A 19794-nucleotide genomic window follows, 5' to 3' on the forward strand; every position below is an offset into this window, starting at 1 on the left:
CTGCGAAGGGGACCCACCCGGGGATTCACAGGAAACTCAGAGCCGGCTCATACCCGCGGACGCACCGTGGGGAGGGATGCTGGAGGCACCATGCACACTCACCGCACCCCTGCCCCGCTGCGCAGCGCCGATGGTTCGCCGGTGCGCGTCCTGGTGGTCGACGACGAGCCGGACCTCACCGAGGTGCTGGCCGGCGCCCTCACGGGTGAGGGCTGGGAGGTACGGAGTGCGGCCGACGGCGGCTCCGCGCTCGCCGTCGCCCAGACCTTCCGGCCGCACGCCGTCGTCCTGGACTGGATGCTGCCCGACATCAACGGTCTGCAAGTGCTGCACCTGCTGCGTGAGGAGTTGCGGACGGTCTGCGTCCTGTTCCTCACCGCGCGTGACGCCGTCGAGGACCGGATCGCCGGGATCACCGCGGGCGGCGACGACTATGTGACCAAACCCTTCAGTCTGGAAGAGGTGCTGGCGCGGCTGCGCGGCCTGCTGCGCCGGGCCGGCATGGCGTACGAACCGGACGGTGACCGGCTGGTCGTCGGGGACCTCGTCATGGACGAGGAGGCGCGGGAGGTCGTCCGCGGCGGCGATCCGGTCGAGCTGTCCCGCACCGAGTTCGAGCTGCTCCGGTTCCTGATGCGCAACCCCCGGCGGGTGCTGTCCAAGGCGCAGATCCTCGACCGGGTCTGGTCCTACGACTTCGGCGGGCGCTCGCACGTCGTCGAGCTCTACATCAGCTATCTGCGCAAGAAGATCGACGCCGGGCGGGCCCCGATGATCCACACGGTCCGCGGTGTCGGGTATGTCCTCAAGCCGGAGCCCGTGTGAGCCGGCTCGTCCCCCGTACCCTGCGCAGCCAGCTGACCGCCGGCCTGGTCGCGCTGCTGGCGCTGGCCTGCCTGGCGGTCGGCGTCACCACCGTCGTCGCGCTCGAAGGCTTCCTGGTACGCCGCCTGGACCAGCAGCTCTCCGCTTCCGCCGGGCGCTTCGCGGTGAGTCTGGAGCACGAGTCCAGGCCGGACGCCGATAACCGGCCGGACACCCGCGGCCAGTCCGAGGGCACCTTCGGCGCCCGCCTGCTGCACGGCACACCGGCACAGGCGGCCGTGGTACGAGACCGGACGGACGCCGCGGTGCCGTTGTCCGCCGCCGACCGGCGGGCGCTGGCCAGCCTCCCCACGGACGGCTCTGGACACGGCATCCGGCTGTCCGCCCTGGGCCGGTACCGCGTCAATGCGGTGGCGGGCGACGACCGCGACGTGCTGATCACCGGGCTGCCGCTCCGCCCGGTCGAGGAGACGGTGCACCGGCTGATGGCGGTGGAGGCGGGGGTGTTCGGCGGGGCTCTCCTGGTGACCGGCGTCCTGGGCGCCCTGTGGGTACGGCTGTCGCTCCGTCCGCTGCGCCGCGTCACGACCACCGCCGGGAGGGTGGCCGAGCTGCCTCTGGCCAGCGGCGAGGTGGCCATGCCGGCGCCGGTGCCGGTGGCCGATCCGCGTACCGAGGTCGGGCAGGTCGGCACCGCCCTCAACCGGATGCTCGGTCACGTCGGCAACGCGCTGGAGCGGCGTCACGCGAGCGAGGAACGGCTGCGGCACTTCGCCGCCGACGCGAGCCACGAACTGCGCACGCCGGTGGCCAACGTCCGAGGCCATGCGGAACTCGCCCTCCGGCACAAGGGACCGGTGCCCGGGGAGGTCCGCCGCTCGCTGGAACGGATCCAGGCGGAGTCCGAGCGGTTGAGCCGCCTGGTGGACGATCTGCTCCTGCTGGCCCGCCTGGACGCCGGCCGGGCCCTGGAGCACACGTCGGTGGACCTGACGCGGCTGGTCCTCGACGCAGCCGACGATGCGCGGGCAGCCGGCCCGCAGCACCGGTGGCTGCTCGACCTGCCGGAGACGGCGGTGAGCGTGACCGGCGACGAGCACCGCCTGCACCAGGTCGTCGGCAATCTGCTCGCCAACGCCCGGACGCACACCCCGGCGGGAACCACCGTGACGGTGCGGCTGACGCCCGATGGCCGGGAAACCCGGCTGGCGGTCGTCGACGACGGCCCCGGCGTGCCCGAGGAGGTCCAGCGCGATGTCTTCGGCCGCTTCGTACGGGGCGACCACAGCCGCTCGCGCTCGGCCGGCGGCACCGGACTGGGACTGGCCATCGTGGAAGCCGTGGTCACGGCCCACGGCGGACGGGTCATGATGGCCAGCCGCCCCGGACACACCGCCTTCACCGTGGTCCTGCCCGCGGCGTCGATCGGTTCCGGGGCCCGCTGAGCCCGGCCGCCTCGACCTTCCACCTCAGACGGCCGCCCCGACCCTCCACCCCAGACGGCCGGCCCTGTCACTCGGCCTCCCGTCAGCGGCCCACCGGCGCTGTTTCCGGCATGCAAGCGGAATGCCGAGGAGCCACACTGGGAGACAGGAGTACGGAGAGTCGGGTGCAGCGGCCCGGCGCCTTCCCCGCGTGGACGGGCCGGCTCCCCGGCAGACGCTCCTTGTCCCTTCTCGGAGGGGGAGAGCACATGCTGATGCGATTGGAAGGCGCGCCCCCGGGCGTCGACGTGGTGAAGGCGATCGGCACCGTGTCGAAGAGCGACTACGAGACGGTGGTCGAGCCACTCGTCGACGAGGCGCGCACGGAGGGGCGACGCCTCCGTGTGCTGTGCGACGTCGGGCCGGAGTTCCGGTCGGTGACTCCCGGAGCCGTCTGGGAGGACCTCAAGGTCGGCCCCGGAGCCATGCGGCTGTGCGACGGCTGCGCCGTGGTCAGCGACGCGGGATGGATCCGTGCGACGACCCGGACGGTGCGTTTCCTCATGCCGTGTCCGGTGTGCGTCTTCGGCACCCGGGAACGTGAGGAGGCCCTGCGCTGGCTGGCAGCACTCCCCGAAGGGCCCGGCATCTCCCACCGCCTCCTGCCCGCTTCCCGTGTGCTCGTGATCGAGGTCGAACGTCCCCTGCGCGCCCAGGACTTCGACGCTCTCGCGGAGACCGCGGACAGCTGGCTCCGCGCGCACGACGCACTGGCGGGCGTCGTGATCCACATGCGCGCCTTTCCCGGTTGGGAGAACGTCGGGAGCCTTGTGCGCCACGTCCGGTTCATCCGCGACCATCACCGGAAGGTCGAAAGGGTGGCTCTGGTGGCTGACACCAAGGTCGCCGCCCTGCTGCCCCAGCTGGCGAACCACCTGGTCCGAGCCGAAGTGCGGCGGTTCGCCTACGACGCATTCGAAGACGGCATCGCCTGGGCCGCCGGTCCCGGGGCTCCTGCGGCCACGTGAGGCCCCACGGCCCACCCGGAACGGCTTCGGACCCGCCCACGCCCCGGCGGGCGAGTGGAGGCCCGACCACGCCGGCGCCGCACCCGCCGGCGGCAGCATCTCCCGCACCGCCCTGACCCCCTGACCGCCGCGTCCGGGCACCTCACCCCTCCAGACCGGCGGTGTGGTCGGGAACGTAGTTCTGCAGGTCGCGAGGTGGTCGCCGGTAGCCGGTGCCGGGCGGGCGGGACGGCAACTCCAGGACCGGTGGCGGCACTTCGTGGTACGGCACCGTCGACAACAGGTGCGCGATCATGTTCAGTCGGGCACGGCGTTTGACGTCGCTCTCGACGACGTACCACGGGGCCTCGGGGATGTCGGTGTGGACGAACATGTCGTCCTTGGCCCGTGAGTACTCCTCCCATCGGGTGAGCGATTCCAGGTCGATGGGGGAGAGCTTCCACCGACGGGTCGGATCCGCCAGACGCTGTTGGAAGCGACGTTCCTGTACGTCGTCGCTGACCGAGAACCAGTACTTGCGCAACAGGATGCCGTCCTCGACCAGCATGCGCTCGAAGACCGGGCACTGACGCAGGAAGCGCTGGTACTCGACGGGCGTGCAGTACTCCATGACCCGCTCGACGCCGGCCCGGTTGTACCAGCTGCGGTCGAAGAGCACGATCTCGCCCGCGGCGGGGAGGTGCTCCGCATAGCGCTGGAAGTACCACTGGGTACGCTCACGCTCCGTGGGCTTGGGAAGCGCCACGATCCGCGCCACCCGGGGATTGAGGTACTGGGTGACGCGCTGGATGGTGCTGCCCTTGCCCGCCGCGTCACGCCCCTCGAAGACGACCACGAGCCGGGCCCCCTCGACGCGCACCCACTCCTGGAGCTTCACCAGCTCCGTCTGCAGGCGGTAGAGCTCCCGTTCGTAGCGTGGCTTCGACAGCTTCCCGCGGGAGCGGCCGCCGTCCTCCTGTTTGTCCGCCATACGTCGACGGTACGGAGCCCGGCCCGCTGAGGCCGGGCACGAGGGCCGAATGGGGTGGGGCGGGACGGGACGGGCGCGCATTCGTGCCATGGGAGCCGGGGCGGACCGTGGTGGCTCCGCTCCTGGCACGACGGCCACGTGGTGTCACGGCGCGAGACGCCCGGCGCGGGGTCACGCCCCGGACGTTCCCCGGCCCCGCCCGGTGCCAGCGGCCGGCGGGACCGGCGCTCCGGGAACGTGGATGCGACGCCCGGTGATCCGGGTGGGCCGGATGACGATCCACTGGTAGCCGCCACCACCCACCCAGGGCGCCGTGTACGCCTGCTCGTCCAGCTTGCGGGCCGCATGCACGCTGGTGACGCGCTCCGCGGGGCCCACTGCCAGCACACTCCACCCCTGGCTGAAGGCCTCGTCGATGTGGTCGACCTCCAGCGCGATCTCGTGGCCGGCGGCCGACGCCGGTCCGGAGTCGGCTTGGGTCCGGTAGGCGATCATGTCGTCGACGACGGTGTAGTTGACGGGGAAGACGGCGGGGGTTCCGTCGCCGGTGGTGACGGCCACCCTCCCGACACCGTGCGTGGAGAGCAGTTCACGGCATTCGGCGGGGCCCAGCACCCGTACCTCGGGGTGCGCTGCGGCCTGGCCCAGGCCCGCAGGAAGGTCGGTGGTCTCGCCGGTCAGCTCGGCGACCGTGGTGTTCAGCGCGCTGGCGAGGCGCAGCAGGAACGCGATGCCGGGTTGGGCGGAGCGCTCCTCGACGTACTGCAGATAGCCGGGCGAGGCGGCGGCCCGGGCAGCGACCTCCTCACGCGTCAGCCCCAGCTGCTGCCTGCGCAGCGCGGCGCGCCGGCCCAGGTCGCTCCGGGGCGCCCCGGGCTCCGCGGCGGATCCGGGTGCCTTGTCGGTCGTCATCACGCACACATCCTCTCGGTGGGCGGGGGCCCGTCCGCGTCCGTGCGGAGGGTTCAGTCGTGCGGCACGATCCCCACCGGGCACGGGGCGTGGTGCACGGCCGCGTGGACGACGTGCCCGATGCGGGGCACCGCGTGGCCGATGTGACGCCGGCCCACGAGCAGCAGCTGGGCGTCCGCCACGCCGTGCAGGAGGGCGGGTGCCGGGCTCTCCATCACCACGTGTTCCTCCACCCGCACGTCCCGGAACTTCTCCTGCCAGGGGCGTAGGGCCTCGGACAGTTCGTGGCGGGCGGCGTTCTCCGCTTCCTCCGCGAGGGCCCGTTCCTTGATTCCGCCCCGGCCGTAGGCGTACAGCGGGAGGTCCCTGCCGTGGACGGCGCGGAGCGGCACGGCCCGGCGGGCGGCGGTCTCGAAGGCGAACTCCAGCAGCCCTTCACAGGGCGCGTGGAGGCTCACACCGACCGCGATGTCGTTGCTGCTCAGAGAGTTCGGGATGTCCTGCCGGGCCCGGACCAGGACGACGGGAACGCCGACCCGGGGCACCAGGCTGAGGCCGGTCTCTCCGAGGGCGAAGCGCGCCGCCGGGCCCAGCCCACGCGACCCCAGGACCAGGAGGTCCGTCAGCTCGGCTGCCTCGGCCAGCGCCGCCAGCGGCGGTTCGTCCACCAAGGACAGCTCCACCGGCAGCCCGGGGTGCACCCCCTCGACCGTGGACCTGGCCTCTTCCAGTACGCCGTCCGGCCACCGCTGGGGTTGCGGGCCGTCGGGCGGGGCACCCGAGGGCCCGGAGTCGAGCGGATACCACGCGGTCAGGATCCTCAGCCGCGCCTGCCGCAGCTGGGCCTCGTGCGCCGCCCACCGTGCCGCCGCCAGCGCCTGGGGAGTTCCATCCACACCGACGGTCACGACGTTCCTCATGTCGGGACCCCCTTCTCCACCTGGGATGCCTCCGCGGCGACGTTGTTCCCGCCCGGAGCTGCCGCCGGTGTCAGCTCATCGGACACCGCGACCACCCCGTCGACGCTCGCGCACATCCGCACCAGCACCGGAATCAGCAATGGATTCGTCACCGTGCCGTGCAGGGTCACCTGGCCCCGCAGGACCTCCGCGGTGACCCTCGACGCGCCGAGGCGAGCCGTGCGCCCGAGGACCTCCCGGGTGATCTCCTCCCGGATCGCGTGGTCCTTGCGCAGGAAGACGCGCAGCAGGTCGCTCCGGCTGACGATACCCAGCAGGATGTCCGTCTCGTCGACCACAGGAAGCCGCTTGACCTGCTGTGATTCCATCAGGCGTGCGGCCTCCACCACCGTCCACTCCGGGTGGGCGCACATCGCGGGAGCCGACATCAGCTCACCGGCGGTACGGCCCTCCGCCCGGGCCCGCTCCCACGCCTCCAGATGAGGCAGCGGGGTCCTCCCCGACGGATCGGGCCGGTCCGCCGCCTTCCGCAGCAGATCGGCCTCCGAGACGACGCCTGCCGGCCGCCCGAGGCTGTCGAGCACCGGCACGGCACTCACCGCGCTGTCGCTCAGGATCTGCACGACGTCCTTGAACGGAGTGTCGAGCTGGACGCTCACGACCTTCCTGGTCATGAGCTCACCTACGGTGCGGTGCTCCATGTCCGGCTCCTTCCGCCGCTGCGGCCGGTGATGCGCCACGTCTCCAGCGTGACGAGACCCGCACGACGCCCGCTTGAGCCACTCGGCCCCACCCACCATCCGTCCGTCCCCGAAGGACGAACCGGCCCAGGCGCTACGCACGTACCGCGTTGAGCTGCGGCCCTGTTCCAGGGCACGTACATGGTTCACTCGCAGCGTGTCGAATCTGGCGACCCTCGGCTTGGACCGCATCGGCTCCGCCAGGGAACATCGGCAGCGCAACGTCAGGTTCTGCGAGGCCGACCGCCAGCACCTTCAGACCGTGCCGCCGACGCAGCCTGAAGCCCTCAGCTGATCGACAGGTCGTGACGATCGCTCCACAAGCGGACGGCGAGGGCGGCGATGTCGTCGTCGAGGCGTCCTCTGCTGTGGTGGAGGAGGTCACGGTGGAGAGCGTTGAGCAGTTCGCCGGGCCGCCCCGGGGGCTGCCGGTGCAACCACGCCGCCAGCGGGAAGAACGCGCCGTCGCGGTCGCGCGCCTCGGCGACACCGTCGGTGTAGAGGAGCAGCAGGTCGCCAGGGGCGAAGGCGAAGGTGTCGATGCTGTAGTGATCACCGATCAGGTCCGCGAGGTTGAGAAGCGGAGAGGGAACGGTGGGCTCCAGGGCGCGGACTTCCTCGTGGTTCAGGAGCAGCGGCGGGGGATGTCCGCAGTTGAGGATTCCGATGCTGCCGCCCCCGTGAGGGATCTCGGCGAGAAGGGCGGTGGCGAAGCGCTCCATCATGCCCTCGGGGGGAAAAGCGGCGTGGTAGCGGGTGCTGCTGGCCTCCAGGCGACGGGCGATATTGACCAGGTCGGCCTCGTCGTAGGCTGCCTCCCGGAAGCTGTTGACCATCGCCGCGGCCGTGCCCACCGCCGGCAGACCCTTGCCCCGCACATCGCCGATCAGCAGCCGCACCCCGTACTCCGTGTCGACCACCTCGTAGAAGTCGCCGCCGATACTGGCCTCCGCCGCGGCCGCGAGATACAGCGCCTCGATCTCGATGCCCCCGAAACGGCGCGGCATCGGGCTCAGGACCACCTGCTGCGCCGTGTCGGCGACGAGCCGGACCTGGAACAGGGTCTGCTCCCGCCGGAGCCGGACATGGCTTCCGTACGCGGCCGCCACGGTGACAGCGACGACGCCCGCCGCCGTCCACCACGTCCCCAGGTCGGGGAACACGATGCCGAGGCCGATCATGAGAAGAAGGCAGACCGTCCCCAGCAGGACGGTGGGGAGCACGGGCCACATGGCGGCGGCGAGGGCCGGCGCCGCGGGCAGGAGCCGGCTGAAAGCCAGTTCTGGGGGAGTGGCGTACGCCAGGCCGGCGATGACAACGGTCAGGATCACCGGAGACAGCAGAGTAAGCGGCCCCCGGCCTTGGCGACGACGGAGGCGCAGCCGTCCAGGTTTGATCACGCTTCGCAGGATATCTACGCAGAGTGGGACATGCCGCTCTGGTCGGCCGGAGTCGGCCGCCTGCGTCCGGACGGTGCACCCTGCTGGGCGATGGTGCCACGACCGAGCGGTGCCGGGCTCCTTCATGACCCGCGCGTGGCCCGGACGGCCGTGCCTGTTCGGGCACAACATCGCCGTTCGTGGCCAGATACCTGTCAGAAGAAGGTAGTTGAGGCGGACCGTCGGACGGGGGGCTGGCTGCTGTCGTTCCTCCGGCAGGACTCGTCACTCGCGATGAGGGTTCCGGGGGCGTGGTCGGCAGCACGCCGACCGTGTTGTCCTGCTCGCCGGTGGGGGAGGGCCATCCCCGCAGGTGGAGGCGGGCCACGTGTTCGGCGTCGTCTCCTACGCCACCCGCCCCAGCTACGCGGCCGGGTTCATCCTGTGGCTGCAGTGCCGCGAGGACCGTGCCCTTGCCGACGACCGTGCCCTTGCCGACGACCGGGCCCTCGCCGACGACCGGGCCCTCGCCGAGGCCCTGATTGCCCGTGCGCTGGACCGCTCACATCCCGGTCATACCGCCACCGGTGAGGCCCGGAGCCAGCGCCGGGACCCAGAAGACGGCGACGGCCAGGGCGATCGAGGCGATCCCCACGGCACGGGCCACCCGGGGGCCGGCCGGAACGAGCTTCTCGGCGCTGATCACGGCAGCCAGCACCACCATGGCCCACAGGTTCATCAGTCCGAACGCCGCCAGCAGCACCATCAGCGACCAGCAGCAGCCCAGGCAGAAGGCCCCGTGGTGGGCTCCGGCACGCAGATCGCGCGAACGTCCCGGGTACGAGGCGTAGCGCAGCATCAGCCCGAGCGGCGAGCGGCACCTCGCCAGGCAGCGGTCCTTGAGGGGCGTGAGCTGGTAGACGCCGCTGACCGCAAACACGGCCGCGGCCACTGCGGTCCCCGCCATGGTGGGGAGGCTCGTCGCCCGGCCCAAACCGACAGCCAGCGCGTACGCCGGTAGCCCGGCCGCGGCCCAGACGAGCAGGTAGGCGACCGTGAAAACGACCATGCGCGGCGCCCGGTGCACGGTGATGGTGCGCGCGTACAACGCGGCGACGGGCGTCGTGGCGGGCAACATCATCGCGGCCATCATCAGCGCCCACACGGCCAGGAAAGCGGGCAGGCCCAGACCCATGGTGCCGGGCACCGCCCGCATGCCGCCCCAGCCCGTCACCACCCAGACCCAGGCGGCGGCCGCAGCGACCAGCAGCAGCCCGGCGGGGCCCGCCCTGCGGCCGACGGTAACCGGCCTGCTGGTCACGCGGCCCACGTGAAGGGTGCCGAGTGACCGTTGCCGCCGGTGAAGTCCCAGGACCGGCCGTACACGCCCTCGCCCGTCGCCCGGGTGGACCGGGCGATCGTCAGCGTGCTGTTCGCCGGGTGGAACATGCCGGTCAGGCTCATCACCGGACCGTCCTCGCCGAACTGCGGGGCGACCTGGTCCTCGATCTCGATGTCGATGGCGTCGCCCACCCGCGCGGCGTGGCGGCGGCCGTCGTCGCGGTACTCGATGGGGACCCGCTGCACGCCGAGCACCTTGCCGATGAGCGGCGTGAGCGCCGCCATCGGCCCGCCGGCCTGGCCGGAGAAGACCTTGCCCAGCGCTTCCGCCTGGCCGTCGTCGGCCGAAGCATCGATGTACAGCGCCACCTGCCAACCGCCCTCGGCCATCACCCGGGGCCCGTCGATGAAGACGCTGACGCTGCGGTCGGAGACGTCCACTCCGTCCACGTTCCCGCTGTCCACGTGGAACGCGAAGGTCACCTGGCAGCGCTCGTGGTCGGCCGGAGCGGCGAAGCCCGAGGTGGTACAGGGGCACACCACGTCGCAGTTGCAGCTCTCCAGGTACGTGCCGTTCAGATTCCAGGGCATGGCTCTTCCTCCCTGTCTCGCGCCCCTCCGCGAAGGGAACTGCATCGGGAGGGTCCGCCCCGTCCCGGTGCCGCTCTTCTCCAGGCTATTCCCGCCGACGCCCGTCGCGCAGATCCGCCGCCGGCCGCTCGCCGTCATAGGAGGAGGATGCCGAGTGGGGCCGCAGGTTCCGCACCTTCCTGCACGGGCGGGCGTGGACGCACGCTGAGGAGCCGCAGGCGCTGTTCCACCAGGCGGTGGGCCTGGCTGCACCGTCACCGGGTGCTGCTGCCCGGCGTGGGCGTGCTGGCCGAGGTGCCCCTCGTCGGGTTCTGGGGCGAGGGCCCGCCGGCGTCGGTCGACGGGCCGCGGTTGGTCGTCCTCGTACGGACCATCAGCGCGGCGTCGTCACCGCAGCACTTCGGGTTCCACCGCGGCATCAGGTGGCTCAACGCCGTGAACGACCGGGTCGCGGGCGGCAGTTGGTCGTGCCCCGGCGCCCCGTGCGACTCCCTGCACCTCCTGGACGTGCTGCTGAACCCGGACGGCGGGGTGACGCCGGAGAGGGGGGTCGCCGACAACGCCCCGTACTCCGACGTGGTGTTCGGCCTGGTCAAGACCCTCGGATACACCTTCTCCCCGCGGTTCCGCGACACGGACGACCAGCAGGACCGACCCACCGGATTGCTACGGCTGCTGATGGTGTGACCGACGCGCTGCTGGCCGCCGTTCTGCCCGTCCTGGTCGCCGCTCTCGCACGCCATCTCCCATCTCCGAAGATTTAGTTGTACGCTCACAATGATTACAACAACACAAACAATCTGGGGGAGACCTGTCGTGCCAGACGCCGCTCTTCGACGGCCGTGGCTTGTGCTCGCCATCTGCTGCATGAGCCTGCTCATCGTCAGCCTCGACAACACGATCCTGAACGTCGCCCTGCCTTCCATCCAGCATGAACTGCACACATCGGTGTCCGGACTGCAGTGGACGGTCGATGCCTACACGCTGGTGCTGGCGAGCCTGTTGATGCTCTCCGGCTCGACCGCCGACCGCGTGGGCCGCCGCCGCACCTTCCAGACCGGGCTGGTGCTCTTCACCTCGGCGTCGCTGCTGTGCAGCCTGGCACCTGGGCTCGGTTGGCTCGTCGCCGGGCGGATGCTCCAGGCGGTCGGCGGGTCGATGCTGAACCCCGTCGCCATGTCGATCATCGCGAACACCTTCACCGACCCCCGGCAACGTGCCCGCGCGATCGGTGTGTGGAGCGGCGTCGTGGGCATCAGCATGGCCGCCGGACCCCTCATCGGCGGAGCGCTGGTGGAGTCGGCCGGCTGGCGGGCCGTCTTCTGGATCAACATCCCGATCGGTCTGGCCGCGCTGTTCCTGACCCGCAGGTACGTGCCGGAATCACGGGCGCCGCGGCCTCGCCGCGCCGACCCGGTCGGCCAGGCGCTCATCGTCGTCCTGCTGGCCACTCTCACGTACGCCATCATCGAGTCGCCGAACCGCGGCTGGACCTCGCCCCTCGTCGTCGGGTGCGTGGCCGCGGCGCTGGGCGCACTGTTGGGCCTGCTGTGGTACGAACCGCGGCGCACCGATCCCCTCATCGAGCTGAGGTTCTTCCGTTCCGCGCCGTTCGCGGGCGCCACCGTGACCGCGGTCGCCGCGTTCGCCGGTCTGGGCGGCTTCCTGTTCATCAGCTCCTTGTACCTGCAGGACGTGCGACGGCTCGACCCGCTGCACGCCGGGCTGTTCATGCTGCCCATGGCGGTCATGGCGCTGCTGACCGCGCCGTTGTCCGGCCGCATGGTGGCCTCGCGGGGGCCGCGTACGCCCCTGGTGCTCGCCGGGACGGCGCTGTGTTCCAGCGCCGTGCTGCAAGCGCTCACCTACTCCGATCACCTTCCGACGACGCTGTTGGTCGTCGCGTACCTGCTCTTCGGTACCGGCTTCGGCCTGGTCAACGCGCCCATCACCAACACCGCCGTCTCAGGAATGCCCCGCTCGCAGGCCGGCGTCGCGGCAGCTGTGGCCTCCACCAGCCGGCAGATCGGCCAGTCCCTCGGCGTGGCCGTCATCGGTGCCCTGATGGCTGGCACAGCGCACGCGAACGCGGCGTCCTTCACCGACGCGGGCCGCACGGTGTGGTGGATCATCGCCGGCTGCGGCGCCGTCGTGCTGGTCATGGGTACGCTCACTTCCGGCCGCTGGGCCGCGGCAACGGCCCAGCGCACAGCGCAGCGGCTCGCCGCCGAGGAGACCGAGGAGACAGTGAACGCCTGATGGAGCGCCTTCATGCCGACGAACACCCCGAGAGGGCCCACCAGGGGGACGACGCCATCGCCAGAGCGGCGGCTCGGGCCTGGCAGGGGCTGAACACGCTCCTGATGGAGCGCCACAACCGCCGCAAGGCCGTTGCGGAAGCCCTCGGCATGAGCTTCAGCCGCGTCAGGGCGCTGCGCCGTCTCGCCGCCGGCCCGATCACCCTGCGCGAATTGGCCGACCGGATGACCACCGACCCGCCGTACGCCACCGTCATCGTCGATGACCTCGTGCGGCGCGGCCTCGCCGAACGCATCACCAATCCCGACGACCGCCGGTCCAAGCTGGTCCACCTCACGGATGAGGGCCAGGCGAAGGCTGCCCGCGCCATCGACATCCTCACCACCCCGCCCGACGCCCTGCTCGCCCTGCCCCCAGAGGACATCCAGGCACTCGACCGTGTGGTGTCGAAACTCCTGAACTGAGCCTGGGAGGTTGACGATTCGTTCGTCTCCCTTCCCGCGGACGTTACGGATCCGGCCGTAGCTGCCGAACAAGCCGGTGAAGCCGCTGCGGGTGTGGCTCAACCCGCATCACGGCCCGGCACTGGCCGCGCTGCCCTTCGAACTGGTGTGGGCGACGACGTGGGAGGAAGAGGCCAACGCCTTCGTCGCACCGGTCCTGGGATTGCCCGAACTGCCCTTCGTTGCCTGGTCCTTGCCGCGACCCACGCCCGGGGGCGGTGTGTTCTGGAAGACGCCGGAGATCGTCGTGTGGGCGAAGGGCCGGGCGTTCGCCTGGGTCGACGACGACATCACAGAAGCAGACCGCACCTGGGTGGAGGAGCAGCACAACGGCCCCGCCCTACTACACCGGGTCGATCCCCGGTGCGGCCTCACCGTCGACGACTTCGCCGTGCTGACGGCATGGGCGACCAGCCTGGACTGACCCACAGTCAGTTGGGTGTCGTCTGCGATGCCGTTCCGCACGGTCATTACGGGACAGCTGCTTCCGGCCGCCCTTCCGAATTCGACGGTCTCGACTGTCAGTTGATCACTTGGGCATCGGGTTGGAGCCATGGCGCTGCGACGTGCGAAGGTGCATTTCAAAGCCCGGGATGACTCGGCGCTGGGCCGGTTCTGGGCGGCGGCGCTCGACTGGGGTGTTTCCAGTGAGGGACCCGGTGTGACCAAGTAGTGCCGGTCAGTGTGAGTGGGGTGCCTTCCAGGACGTGGACCGTGGCCGGAGCAACCACGAGAGAATCGGGTGGCGTTGGGAGGACATCCCACGGATCACGGGCTGTTCATCAGCGCATTCCCTATTCGTGTCGATCCTGTGCATCTTTGCAGTTGGGGGCATGGAATCCGGACGAGGCCGCCCATCTCGCCGGGGAGCGCGTGTCCATGCCGTGATAGCACGGAGTAATCCGATTCGAGGGAGGCTACGACCGCATGGGTATCTTCAGCCGTCGCCAGAGCGCGACTATCGAGCCGACGCAGGCCGTTGGCCCCCGCACGCCTTTTCCGGCGGCCGGTGCCACCGGAGTCGCGCTCGACCCAGATTTTCGTGCGCTCACCGGGCAATGGACCATCGACCGCCCGCACAGTCGCATCGGGTTCTCCGTGCGTCACGCGATGGTCACGACGGTGCGGGGGGCTTTCGCCGATTACGACAGCGCGCTGTATTTCGACGGAGCCCAGCCTTCCGAGTCCCGGGCCGAACTCGTCATTCGGGTCGGCAGCGTCGACACGGGCGTAGAACAGCGGGATGCGCACCTCGTAGGCGCCGACTTCTTTGATGCACGCCGCTACCCGGAGATGGTGTTCCGCAGCACCTCCACGACCCAGGAGGACGCAGAGAGCTTCCGTATGACCGGGGATCTGACGATCCGCAGCGTCACCCGGCCGGTCGAGCTGCAACTCGCCTACCTCGGCTCGGTCTTGGACCCGTTCGGCTATGAGCGGGCCGGCTTTGACGCCACCACCACCATCGACCGCACCGATTGGGGCTTGGTCTACAACCAACGCCTGGAGGCGGGTGGCGCCATGGTGAGCGAAAGGGTTCGGCTGCAGTTCGATATCTCCGCGATCCGGTCCGTGCCCCCGGCGTAGTTGCCCCGGAAGGTCCCCTGCGTTCCGCACGCCCATGCCCACGCCCACGCCCTCGACGAGGCGAGCTACGAGCCGCCGAGGGGATCGGCACGGTACAAGGAAGCCCCGCCCCTTCAGGCGCGGGGCTTTCTCCGTATCAGCCGGTTTCGGGTGTAGGGCGGTCGTCGCTGACGAGCGGGCCGGAGTGCTGGCTGACCGAGTGCCCGGTGGCGTTCAAGGCCGGTTTCATCGAGCGCGGCGAGGTGGCGGCGCTGGGCCGCGTTCCTCGGTGGCGTCGTCGAAGGGGTCGCATGCGTGGTGCACAGCGGTGCGGACCTGCTCGCGCGCCAGGCGCGGGCAGGGACGTCGTGGCCCGCGGCGGGTCCGGTCGGCGCTCGTCGGCGACCTCATCCGTCAGACCCGCGCTGCGGGCGGCAGGGTTGACGCCGTCAGCGGTCAGGGTTCGTCGTCGTGGTTCGATGAGGCCATCATGTTCCGCTGTATGCAGGTGAGTTGAGGGGAAGAGCGTATGTCGCAGGTGATGGGTGACACGGACTACGGGCTGGTGGGCGAGAGTTATAGCCGCGTGCGCCGGACCGATCCCCGGATTGCCGCCCTGGTCCACGATGCGCTGGGCGACGCACGGACGGTGGTGAACGTCGGTGCTGGCGCGGGCTCGTACGAACCGGAGAGCCGACATGTCCTGCCGGTCGAGCCGTCCTCGGCGATGCGGGCCCAGCGTCCGGCTCACCTCGCGCCAGCGATTCACGGAGTGGCGGAGGCGCTGCCGTTCGACGATGACTCGGTGGACGCCGCCATGGCCATGGTCACCCTCCACCAATGGCCGGACCCGGTCGCCGGGCTGCGCGAGATGCGCCGGGTCGCCCGCGGCCCGGTCGTCGTCTTGACCTTCGACGGCGACGAACTGGGAAGGATGTGGCTGATGGACTACGTCCCGGAACTGCGGCGTGCGGAGGCAGGCCGCTACCCGGCCATCAAAACGATCACCGATGCCCTCGGCCCCGGCACCGAGGTCCACTCCGTGCCCATCCCGATCGATTGCGTGGACGGATTCACCGAGGCCTTCTACGCCCGTCCCGAGTCCTTCCTCGACCCGGCAGTACGGCGTGCCCAGTCCGCCTGGACGTTCCTCGAACCCGGCGTGGCGGAGCGCGCGATGGCCGAGCTGGAGGCCGATCTGACCTCCGGCGCCTGGGACGAGAAATACGGCTCCCACCGGACGCAGCCCGAGTTCCACGGGGCGGTACGGCTGATCGTGGGCAACTGACCCGCACTCCCTCTCACCGTCCCACCGCCCCACTGCACCCGGCGTGAGCGGCCTGGTGCAGGGCCGGTGCCGGGGGCCGTACCAGCCTCAGCCCCCGGCTGTAGAGGGAGGCTCCGGCAACCGGCACGCCCTCGTCGAAGGCGGCCAGAGTACGCCCGAGGTCCGTCGCCGCTCGCTGGTAGGCCAGTTCCTCCGCAGAGCGGTCCATGCCGTAGGTGTCGGCAATCATGCGCGCCCAGGGCACAAACCCCTGCTCAACGACGCTGCGAAGCGATATCGGAGAAACGGTCATCGGCCTGCCATGCCTACATCACGCCCGGGCTGGCCTGGGAAGCCGACCTCGTCGGGCTCGGAGAGGGTCCGTCGCCTTCAACCTCCCTGACCATCATGGGAGTTGCCTGCTTCGGTACGTCCGAGTGGCCTACGGACGGTCCGCAGAGGCAACCCTTCGGGGTGTGCGGCGGTCCTGCCGGGCGTGGTGCTCAGAGGGCAACCTCTGTCGATTCGTATGGGTAGACCGACTGGAAGGGCGCACTCCATGGAACTCGATCCCAACTTCTGCCTGGACGTTCCGGAGGGTTTCGACGACTCGGACGCTGAGACGGGGGTGCACCCCATGGCCAGGAAGCTGTTCCCCGCCACCACCGCCGCGGAAGCCTTCAAGAAGGCCTATGAGTGGGTGCGGGATCAAAAAATTCGCCTGTCAGACGTGTCGTGGGATTTCTTCCACGACGAGGACGAGCCCTACTGCCTGAGCATCTATTTCACCTTCGAGCTGGATCCCGAAGACACCTGACCACGACGGCGCATTTCGTTTGGATCGGCCGGTCATTGGTCGGGGCGTGCCGTTGACGGGCGGTCAGGCTGCGGTGAGGCTGCGGGGGGTCGGGGCGTCCCGTGGCCGACCATCCCACCCTGCGGTGAGGGCTGTAGGCCGTGAACCCGGGGGCCGCCAAGGACGGTGGGGGCCGGTGCCGGGTGGCTTACTCCCCCCGGGGATGCGTTCCGTGTGTCAGGCCGCAGCTGAAGCGAGGTTGGCGGCGCCGAAGGAGACCGAGAACCTCGCGCACCAGATCACGACGGAGCGGAACTTCGACAGGTCCGTGCCTCTCGGGACGGCATAGTTCTGGTTGCCGAGGTTGCCCTTGAGCTTCCCCAGCTCGACCGCCCCGTCGCCGAGTCCCGTCTTCACCGCGCCGGCCTCCCGGGTCGATAGGTAGACCCGTACGTCGGGCCCTTCCGAGGTCTTCAGGTCCTCCAGCCGCAGCACCTGGCCGCCGTCCGTCAGCCGCACGGTGCGGGCGGTACCGGTGGTGGCGTGCTCATGCGTGACGAAGCGACCCTCGGCGAGGTTCCGGGGCCCTGCCGGTTGGGCGGTGGATGTTCCCGGCTCTTTCGCCGAGGGCGCGGAGGCGCTCGGCAGCGCCTCGTTCACGGTGGTGCTGGTGAGCGCCTTCCACGGCTGGAAGAGGTAGAGCCCGAAGCCGGCGGCGAGCAGCAGCACGACGAAGCCGGGTACGAGGGTACGGCGGGACAGCCGAAAACGGCGCGGCACAAAGGCCTCCTGAGGTGCGGGGCGGGGCGACCCGGTGGCCACCCCCATCATCACGCGCCCAGGAAACCAGGGGCCGGCCCCACGGGGGCTCCTGCGGAGTCCCGCGTAAGACTCCGGTAATCACGTTCCGTGGGCCGGAGTCGGAACACTCCCGCGCTTTCGTCGCCTTCCCCCCGGCGGCTGTCCCCTTCGCCCCGGCGGCAGTCCCCTTCGCTCCGGCGGCTGTCGCCCTTGCCCCTGCTGCGGGGGTGGGAAGGCTCCGATGGTACGGCGCGCTGGACCGAGCGCCGGTAGGTGAGTGAATGCCGGGGTGCGAGCGGGGACTGCGGGGACCGAGCCGTGATGGTTCGCACGGCTGCAGGGGCCGGGCCTGGCGCCGCCGTGCTGTCCCGTGGAGGTGGAGACTCCGCCCTCCGGCCGATACGGGGCGGGTGCCTGGCACGAGGCCCGGAGGGCGACGGGGAGCGAGGGCGATTGCAAGCCACATACACGGACGGCACAGCGGGCGCAGCTGGCTGAAATGACATCTACTGGGGCTCCTGGTGCAGCGTTCACGAGTGATCCATTTTGGCCACCCGGCGATTGTCTGCATGTGGAGTACTTCGAGAAAATGACGCACTTTAAATTTGGAGCAGCTCTGGCAGGAGAGCAGGACCGAAGTGACAGGAGCGAGACGGCGCTCGTGGCATTGCGGTCAGGGAAGGGCGGAGGGCGTCAGGGCACCAGAAACTCGTGTTCCCTCTGGAGCCCCAAGGTCCTCCCCACCGTGCCGACTTGGTAGTTCTTTCGAGGACAAGGCCCATGCGGCCGTGTGGACGGCCCGGTTCGACAACGGCCTTGAACCAGACCGGGCACGATCCTGAGAACACCGAGGATTCTGCCGGTCCGTACCTCGTCGGAGTGTGCACGCACTCGTGAAACAAGGGTGCCCGGCCCTTTCCGGTTTTCAGCGGCGAGACCTCCCTACTTCGCTGATCAGAGCTGCCGAAATGCCTTGAGGCCAGCACCGCTGACATCCCTGCTGATGTCGAGCTCCGAGCACGTCCGCAATCCCTCCGCCCGGTCGAGCCGGGGCCCTTGAACCGCCAGCCGACGACCTGAGGGTTTGCCACAGACTTCTGGAAAGATTGGTGTGAAGTGTCCCGTCCTCAGCACCGCAGCTGGCCGTTGTCCCTTGCGCAGCGTGGTATTTGGTTTGCGCAGCAGCTCGACCAGGACAGCCCGAGCTACACCATCGCGGAGTACCTGGAGATAGCGGGCTGGATCGATGTGGCGCTGCTCGACGCAGCGGTGCGGCGGGTGGTGGCGGAGACCGACACGCTGAACGTCCGCTTCACTCAGGACGGCCAGGAGCTCCGGCAGGTATGCGAGCCGGCGGACAAGGGGTTGTCCGTCGTGGACATCAGCACGGAACCGGATCCGCGGGCAGCCGCCGAAGCGTGGATGCGGGCCGAAACGGGACGGCCGGTGAGCCTTGAGTCCGGTCGCACGTTCACCCTGGCGCTGCTGCGGGCCGGTACCGACCGGTACTTCTTCTATCTGCGCGGCCATCACCTGGTCACCGACGGGTACATGTGTGCGCTGTTCGTGCACCGGCTGGCCGAGGTCTACACGGCTGCGCTGCACGGGGCGCCGGTACGGCAGGACGACGGCGACGGCTCACTGGACCTGCTCCTGGACGACGAAGCCGCATACCGCGCCTCGGAGCGATATGCGCGGGACCGGGACTACTGGCTGGGTCGGCTGGCGGGCCGCCCCGAGCCGCCCAGCCTCGCGGACCGGGTGGTCGGGGTCCCGCGGAGCGTTCTGCGGGAGATCGCACAGCTGCCGTCCGCGGCCGTGGACGCCCTGCGGGCGTCGGCACGCCCGGTCACGGGTCGGCCTCCCCGTTGTCCTGATGGCTGCCGCGGCGGTCTACCTCAGCCGGATGACCGGCGCCGAGGAGGTGGCCCTCGGCATCCCGGTGACCGGGAGGACCGGCAGCGGACGAGGCATCCGTGGGCCGATGTCCAACGAACTGCCGCTCCTGCTGGACGTCCGGCCCGGCATGAGCGGCGAGGAGCTCCTGCGCCAGGTGTCCACCGAGGCCCGGCAGTTCTTCTCCAGGGTGAGGCGGAGAGCTTCCTGGACCAGGATGTGCCCGAAGCCGCGGCGGAGGCGTTCGCCGCCAAGTTCGGGTGGGACCCGCGTGCGGAGGAGGGTTCCTTCCTGTATGTGCCGTGGTGCCGAAGAGTGTGCGCGCTTGGCGCGGCGTACCGGAACTACGCGGCAGAGTCATCATGCGCGACGGGACGTGGCTGGAATAGTGGCAGTCCCCGGCTGACACCCCTCTCCCCATTGGCAAGATCACGATCTACGGCTGGAGTACTAAGCAGCGGGCTCGGTAGCGATCAAGACTTGCGGACCGATCAAGCCACCGGCACGGGCTCCACGCTCACCAAAGGGACCGGGCCTACACGCCACGCCCGCCAGTGACGGGATGCCTCCCGTTCT

The 19794-nt window shown here is 70.3% G+C and carries 17 protein-coding genes and 5 pseudogenes; 13 read left to right on the top strand and 9 right to left on the bottom strand.

Annotated elements, in window-relative coordinates:
- The first annotated feature begins 90 nt into the window (after positions 1-90).
- From AB0G84_RS05830 to AB0G84_RS05840, 3 genes are all read left to right on the top strand, one after another.
- A complete protein-coding gene (locus AB0G84_RS05830) occupies positions 91-825 on the top strand; it encodes a response regulator transcription factor (RefSeq protein ID WP_361316022.1) in 735 nt (244 codons plus the stop codon).
- Positions 822-2270 carry a HAMP domain-containing sensor histidine kinase gene (locus AB0G84_RS05835; RefSeq protein ID WP_361316025.1) on the top strand — a complete coding sequence of 483 codons (1449 nt, stop codon included), beginning with the start codon at positions 822-824 and terminating at the stop codon, positions 2268-2270. The genes AB0G84_RS05830 and AB0G84_RS05835 overlap by 4 nt, the downstream gene beginning before the upstream one ends.
- 248 nt (positions 2271-2518) lie before the next feature.
- Positions 2519-3277 (top strand): STAS/SEC14 domain-containing protein, encoded by a 759-nt coding sequence (locus tag AB0G84_RS05840; protein ID WP_361316028.1) that lies wholly within the window; start codon positions 2519-2521, stop codon positions 3275-3277.
- Positions 3278-3419: 142 nt separating this feature from the next.
- On the opposite strand, the gene ppk2 is transcribed toward AB0G84_RS05840, so the two are convergent.
- The 7 genes from ppk2 to AB0G84_RS05875 all read right to left on the bottom strand — a co-directional run bounded on the left by ppk2 (position 3420) and on the right by AB0G84_RS05875 (position 10130).
- Positions 3420-4247: a polyphosphate kinase 2 gene (gene ppk2 / locus AB0G84_RS05845; RefSeq protein WP_361316031.1), complete on the bottom strand. Its 828-nt coding sequence runs from the start codon at positions 4245-4247 to the stop codon at positions 3420-3422.
- A 171-nt stretch (positions 4248-4418) separates the two neighbouring features.
- Positions 4419-5159 carry a pyridoxamine 5'-phosphate oxidase family protein gene (locus AB0G84_RS05850; RefSeq protein WP_361316033.1) on the bottom strand — a complete coding sequence of 247 codons (741 nt, stop codon included), beginning with the start codon at positions 5157-5159 and terminating at the stop codon, positions 4419-4421.
- A gap of 53 nt (positions 5160-5212) precedes the next feature.
- Entirely contained in the window at positions 5213-6079 is an 867-nt protein-coding gene (locus AB0G84_RS05855) for a universal stress protein (protein WP_361316036.1), read from the bottom strand.
- Positions 6076-6780: a CBS domain-containing protein gene (locus AB0G84_RS05860; protein ID WP_361316038.1), complete on the bottom strand. Its 705-nt coding sequence runs from the start codon at positions 6778-6780 to the stop codon at positions 6076-6078. Before AB0G84_RS05860 ends, AB0G84_RS05855 begins: the two co-directional genes overlap by 4 nt.
- A gap of 326 nt (positions 6781-7106) precedes the next feature.
- Positions 7107-8150 (bottom strand): PP2C family protein-serine/threonine phosphatase, encoded by a 1044-nt coding sequence (locus tag AB0G84_RS05865; RefSeq protein WP_361316041.1) that lies wholly within the window; start codon positions 8148-8150, stop codon positions 7107-7109.
- Positions 8151-8760: 610 nt separating this feature from the next.
- Positions 8761-9519 (bottom strand): DUF2182 domain-containing protein, encoded by a 759-nt coding sequence (locus AB0G84_RS05870; RefSeq protein WP_361316044.1) that lies wholly within the window; start codon positions 9517-9519, stop codon positions 8761-8763.
- Positions 9516-10130, bottom strand: coding sequence for a DUF1326 domain-containing protein (locus tag AB0G84_RS05875; protein ID WP_361316047.1), 615 nt, complete (start codon positions 10128-10130; stop codon positions 9516-9518). The genes AB0G84_RS05870 and AB0G84_RS05875 overlap by 4 nt, the downstream gene beginning before the upstream one ends.
- 288 nt (positions 10131-10418) lie before the next feature.
- On the opposite strand from AB0G84_RS05875, the pseudogene AB0G84_RS05880 reads away from it, so the two are divergent.
- The 7 genes and pseudogenes from AB0G84_RS05880 to AB0G84_RS05910 form a co-directional block, all read left to right on the top strand.
- Positions 10419-10775, top strand: a pseudogene (locus AB0G84_RS05880) (Tn3 family transposase); the annotation flags it as partial.
- A 171-nt stretch (positions 10776-10946) separates the two neighbouring features.
- Positions 10947-12389 (top strand): MFS transporter, encoded by a 1443-nt coding sequence (locus AB0G84_RS05885; protein ID WP_361316050.1) that lies wholly within the window; start codon positions 10947-10949, stop codon positions 12387-12389.
- Positions 12389-12853, top strand: coding sequence for a MarR family transcriptional regulator (locus AB0G84_RS05890; RefSeq protein WP_361316053.1), 465 nt, complete (start codon positions 12389-12391; stop codon positions 12851-12853). Before AB0G84_RS05885 ends, AB0G84_RS05890 begins: the two co-directional genes overlap by 1 nt.
- A gap of 76 nt (positions 12854-12929) precedes the next feature.
- A pseudogene (locus AB0G84_RS05895) lies at positions 12930-13316 on the top strand (hypothetical protein); the annotation flags it as partial.
- Between the two features lie 129 nt (positions 13317-13445).
- Positions 13446-13559: pseudogene (locus AB0G84_RS05900) on the top strand (VOC family protein); the annotation flags it as partial.
- Positions 13560-13819: 260 nt separating this feature from the next.
- Entirely contained in the window at positions 13820-14479 is a 660-nt protein-coding gene (locus tag AB0G84_RS05905; protein ID WP_361316056.1) for a YceI family protein, read from the top strand.
- A gap of 508 nt (positions 14480-14987) precedes the next feature.
- A complete protein-coding gene (locus tag AB0G84_RS05910; protein WP_361316059.1) occupies positions 14988-15746 on the top strand; it encodes a class I SAM-dependent methyltransferase in 759 nt (252 codons plus the stop codon).
- Positions 15747-15759: 13 nt separating this feature from the next.
- On the opposite strand, the gene AB0G84_RS05915 is transcribed toward AB0G84_RS05910, so the two are convergent.
- Positions 15760-15975 (bottom strand): hypothetical protein, encoded by a 216-nt coding sequence (locus AB0G84_RS05915; RefSeq protein ID WP_361316062.1) that lies wholly within the window; start codon positions 15973-15975, stop codon positions 15760-15762.
- Between the two features lie 309 nt (positions 15976-16284).
- On the opposite strand from AB0G84_RS05915, the gene AB0G84_RS05920 reads away from it, so the two are divergent.
- Entirely contained in the window at positions 16285-16542 is a 258-nt protein-coding gene (locus AB0G84_RS05920) for a hypothetical protein (RefSeq protein WP_361316064.1), read from the top strand.
- A 216-nt stretch (positions 16543-16758) separates the two neighbouring features.
- On the opposite strand, the gene AB0G84_RS05925 is transcribed toward AB0G84_RS05920, so the two are convergent.
- Positions 16759-17301: a DM13 domain-containing protein gene (locus AB0G84_RS05925; protein WP_361316066.1), complete on the bottom strand. Its 543-nt coding sequence runs from the start codon at positions 17299-17301 to the stop codon at positions 16759-16761.
- Positions 17302-18438: 1137 nt separating this feature from the next.
- Between AB0G84_RS05925 and AB0G84_RS05930 the strand changes: the two are divergent.
- Positions 18439-19068, top strand: a pseudogene (locus AB0G84_RS05930) (condensation domain-containing protein); the annotation flags it as partial.
- Between the two features lie 327 nt (positions 19069-19395).
- Positions 19396-19607 (top strand): annotated as a pseudogene (locus tag AB0G84_RS05935) (pyridoxamine 5'-phosphate oxidase); the annotation flags it as partial.
- Positions 19608-19794 lie beyond the last annotated feature (187 nt).

The sequence above is a fragment of the Streptomyces sp. NPDC020742 genome (genome assembly GCF_040641675.1).
GTDB lineage: Bacteria > Actinomycetota > Actinomycetes > Streptomycetales > Streptomycetaceae > Streptomyces.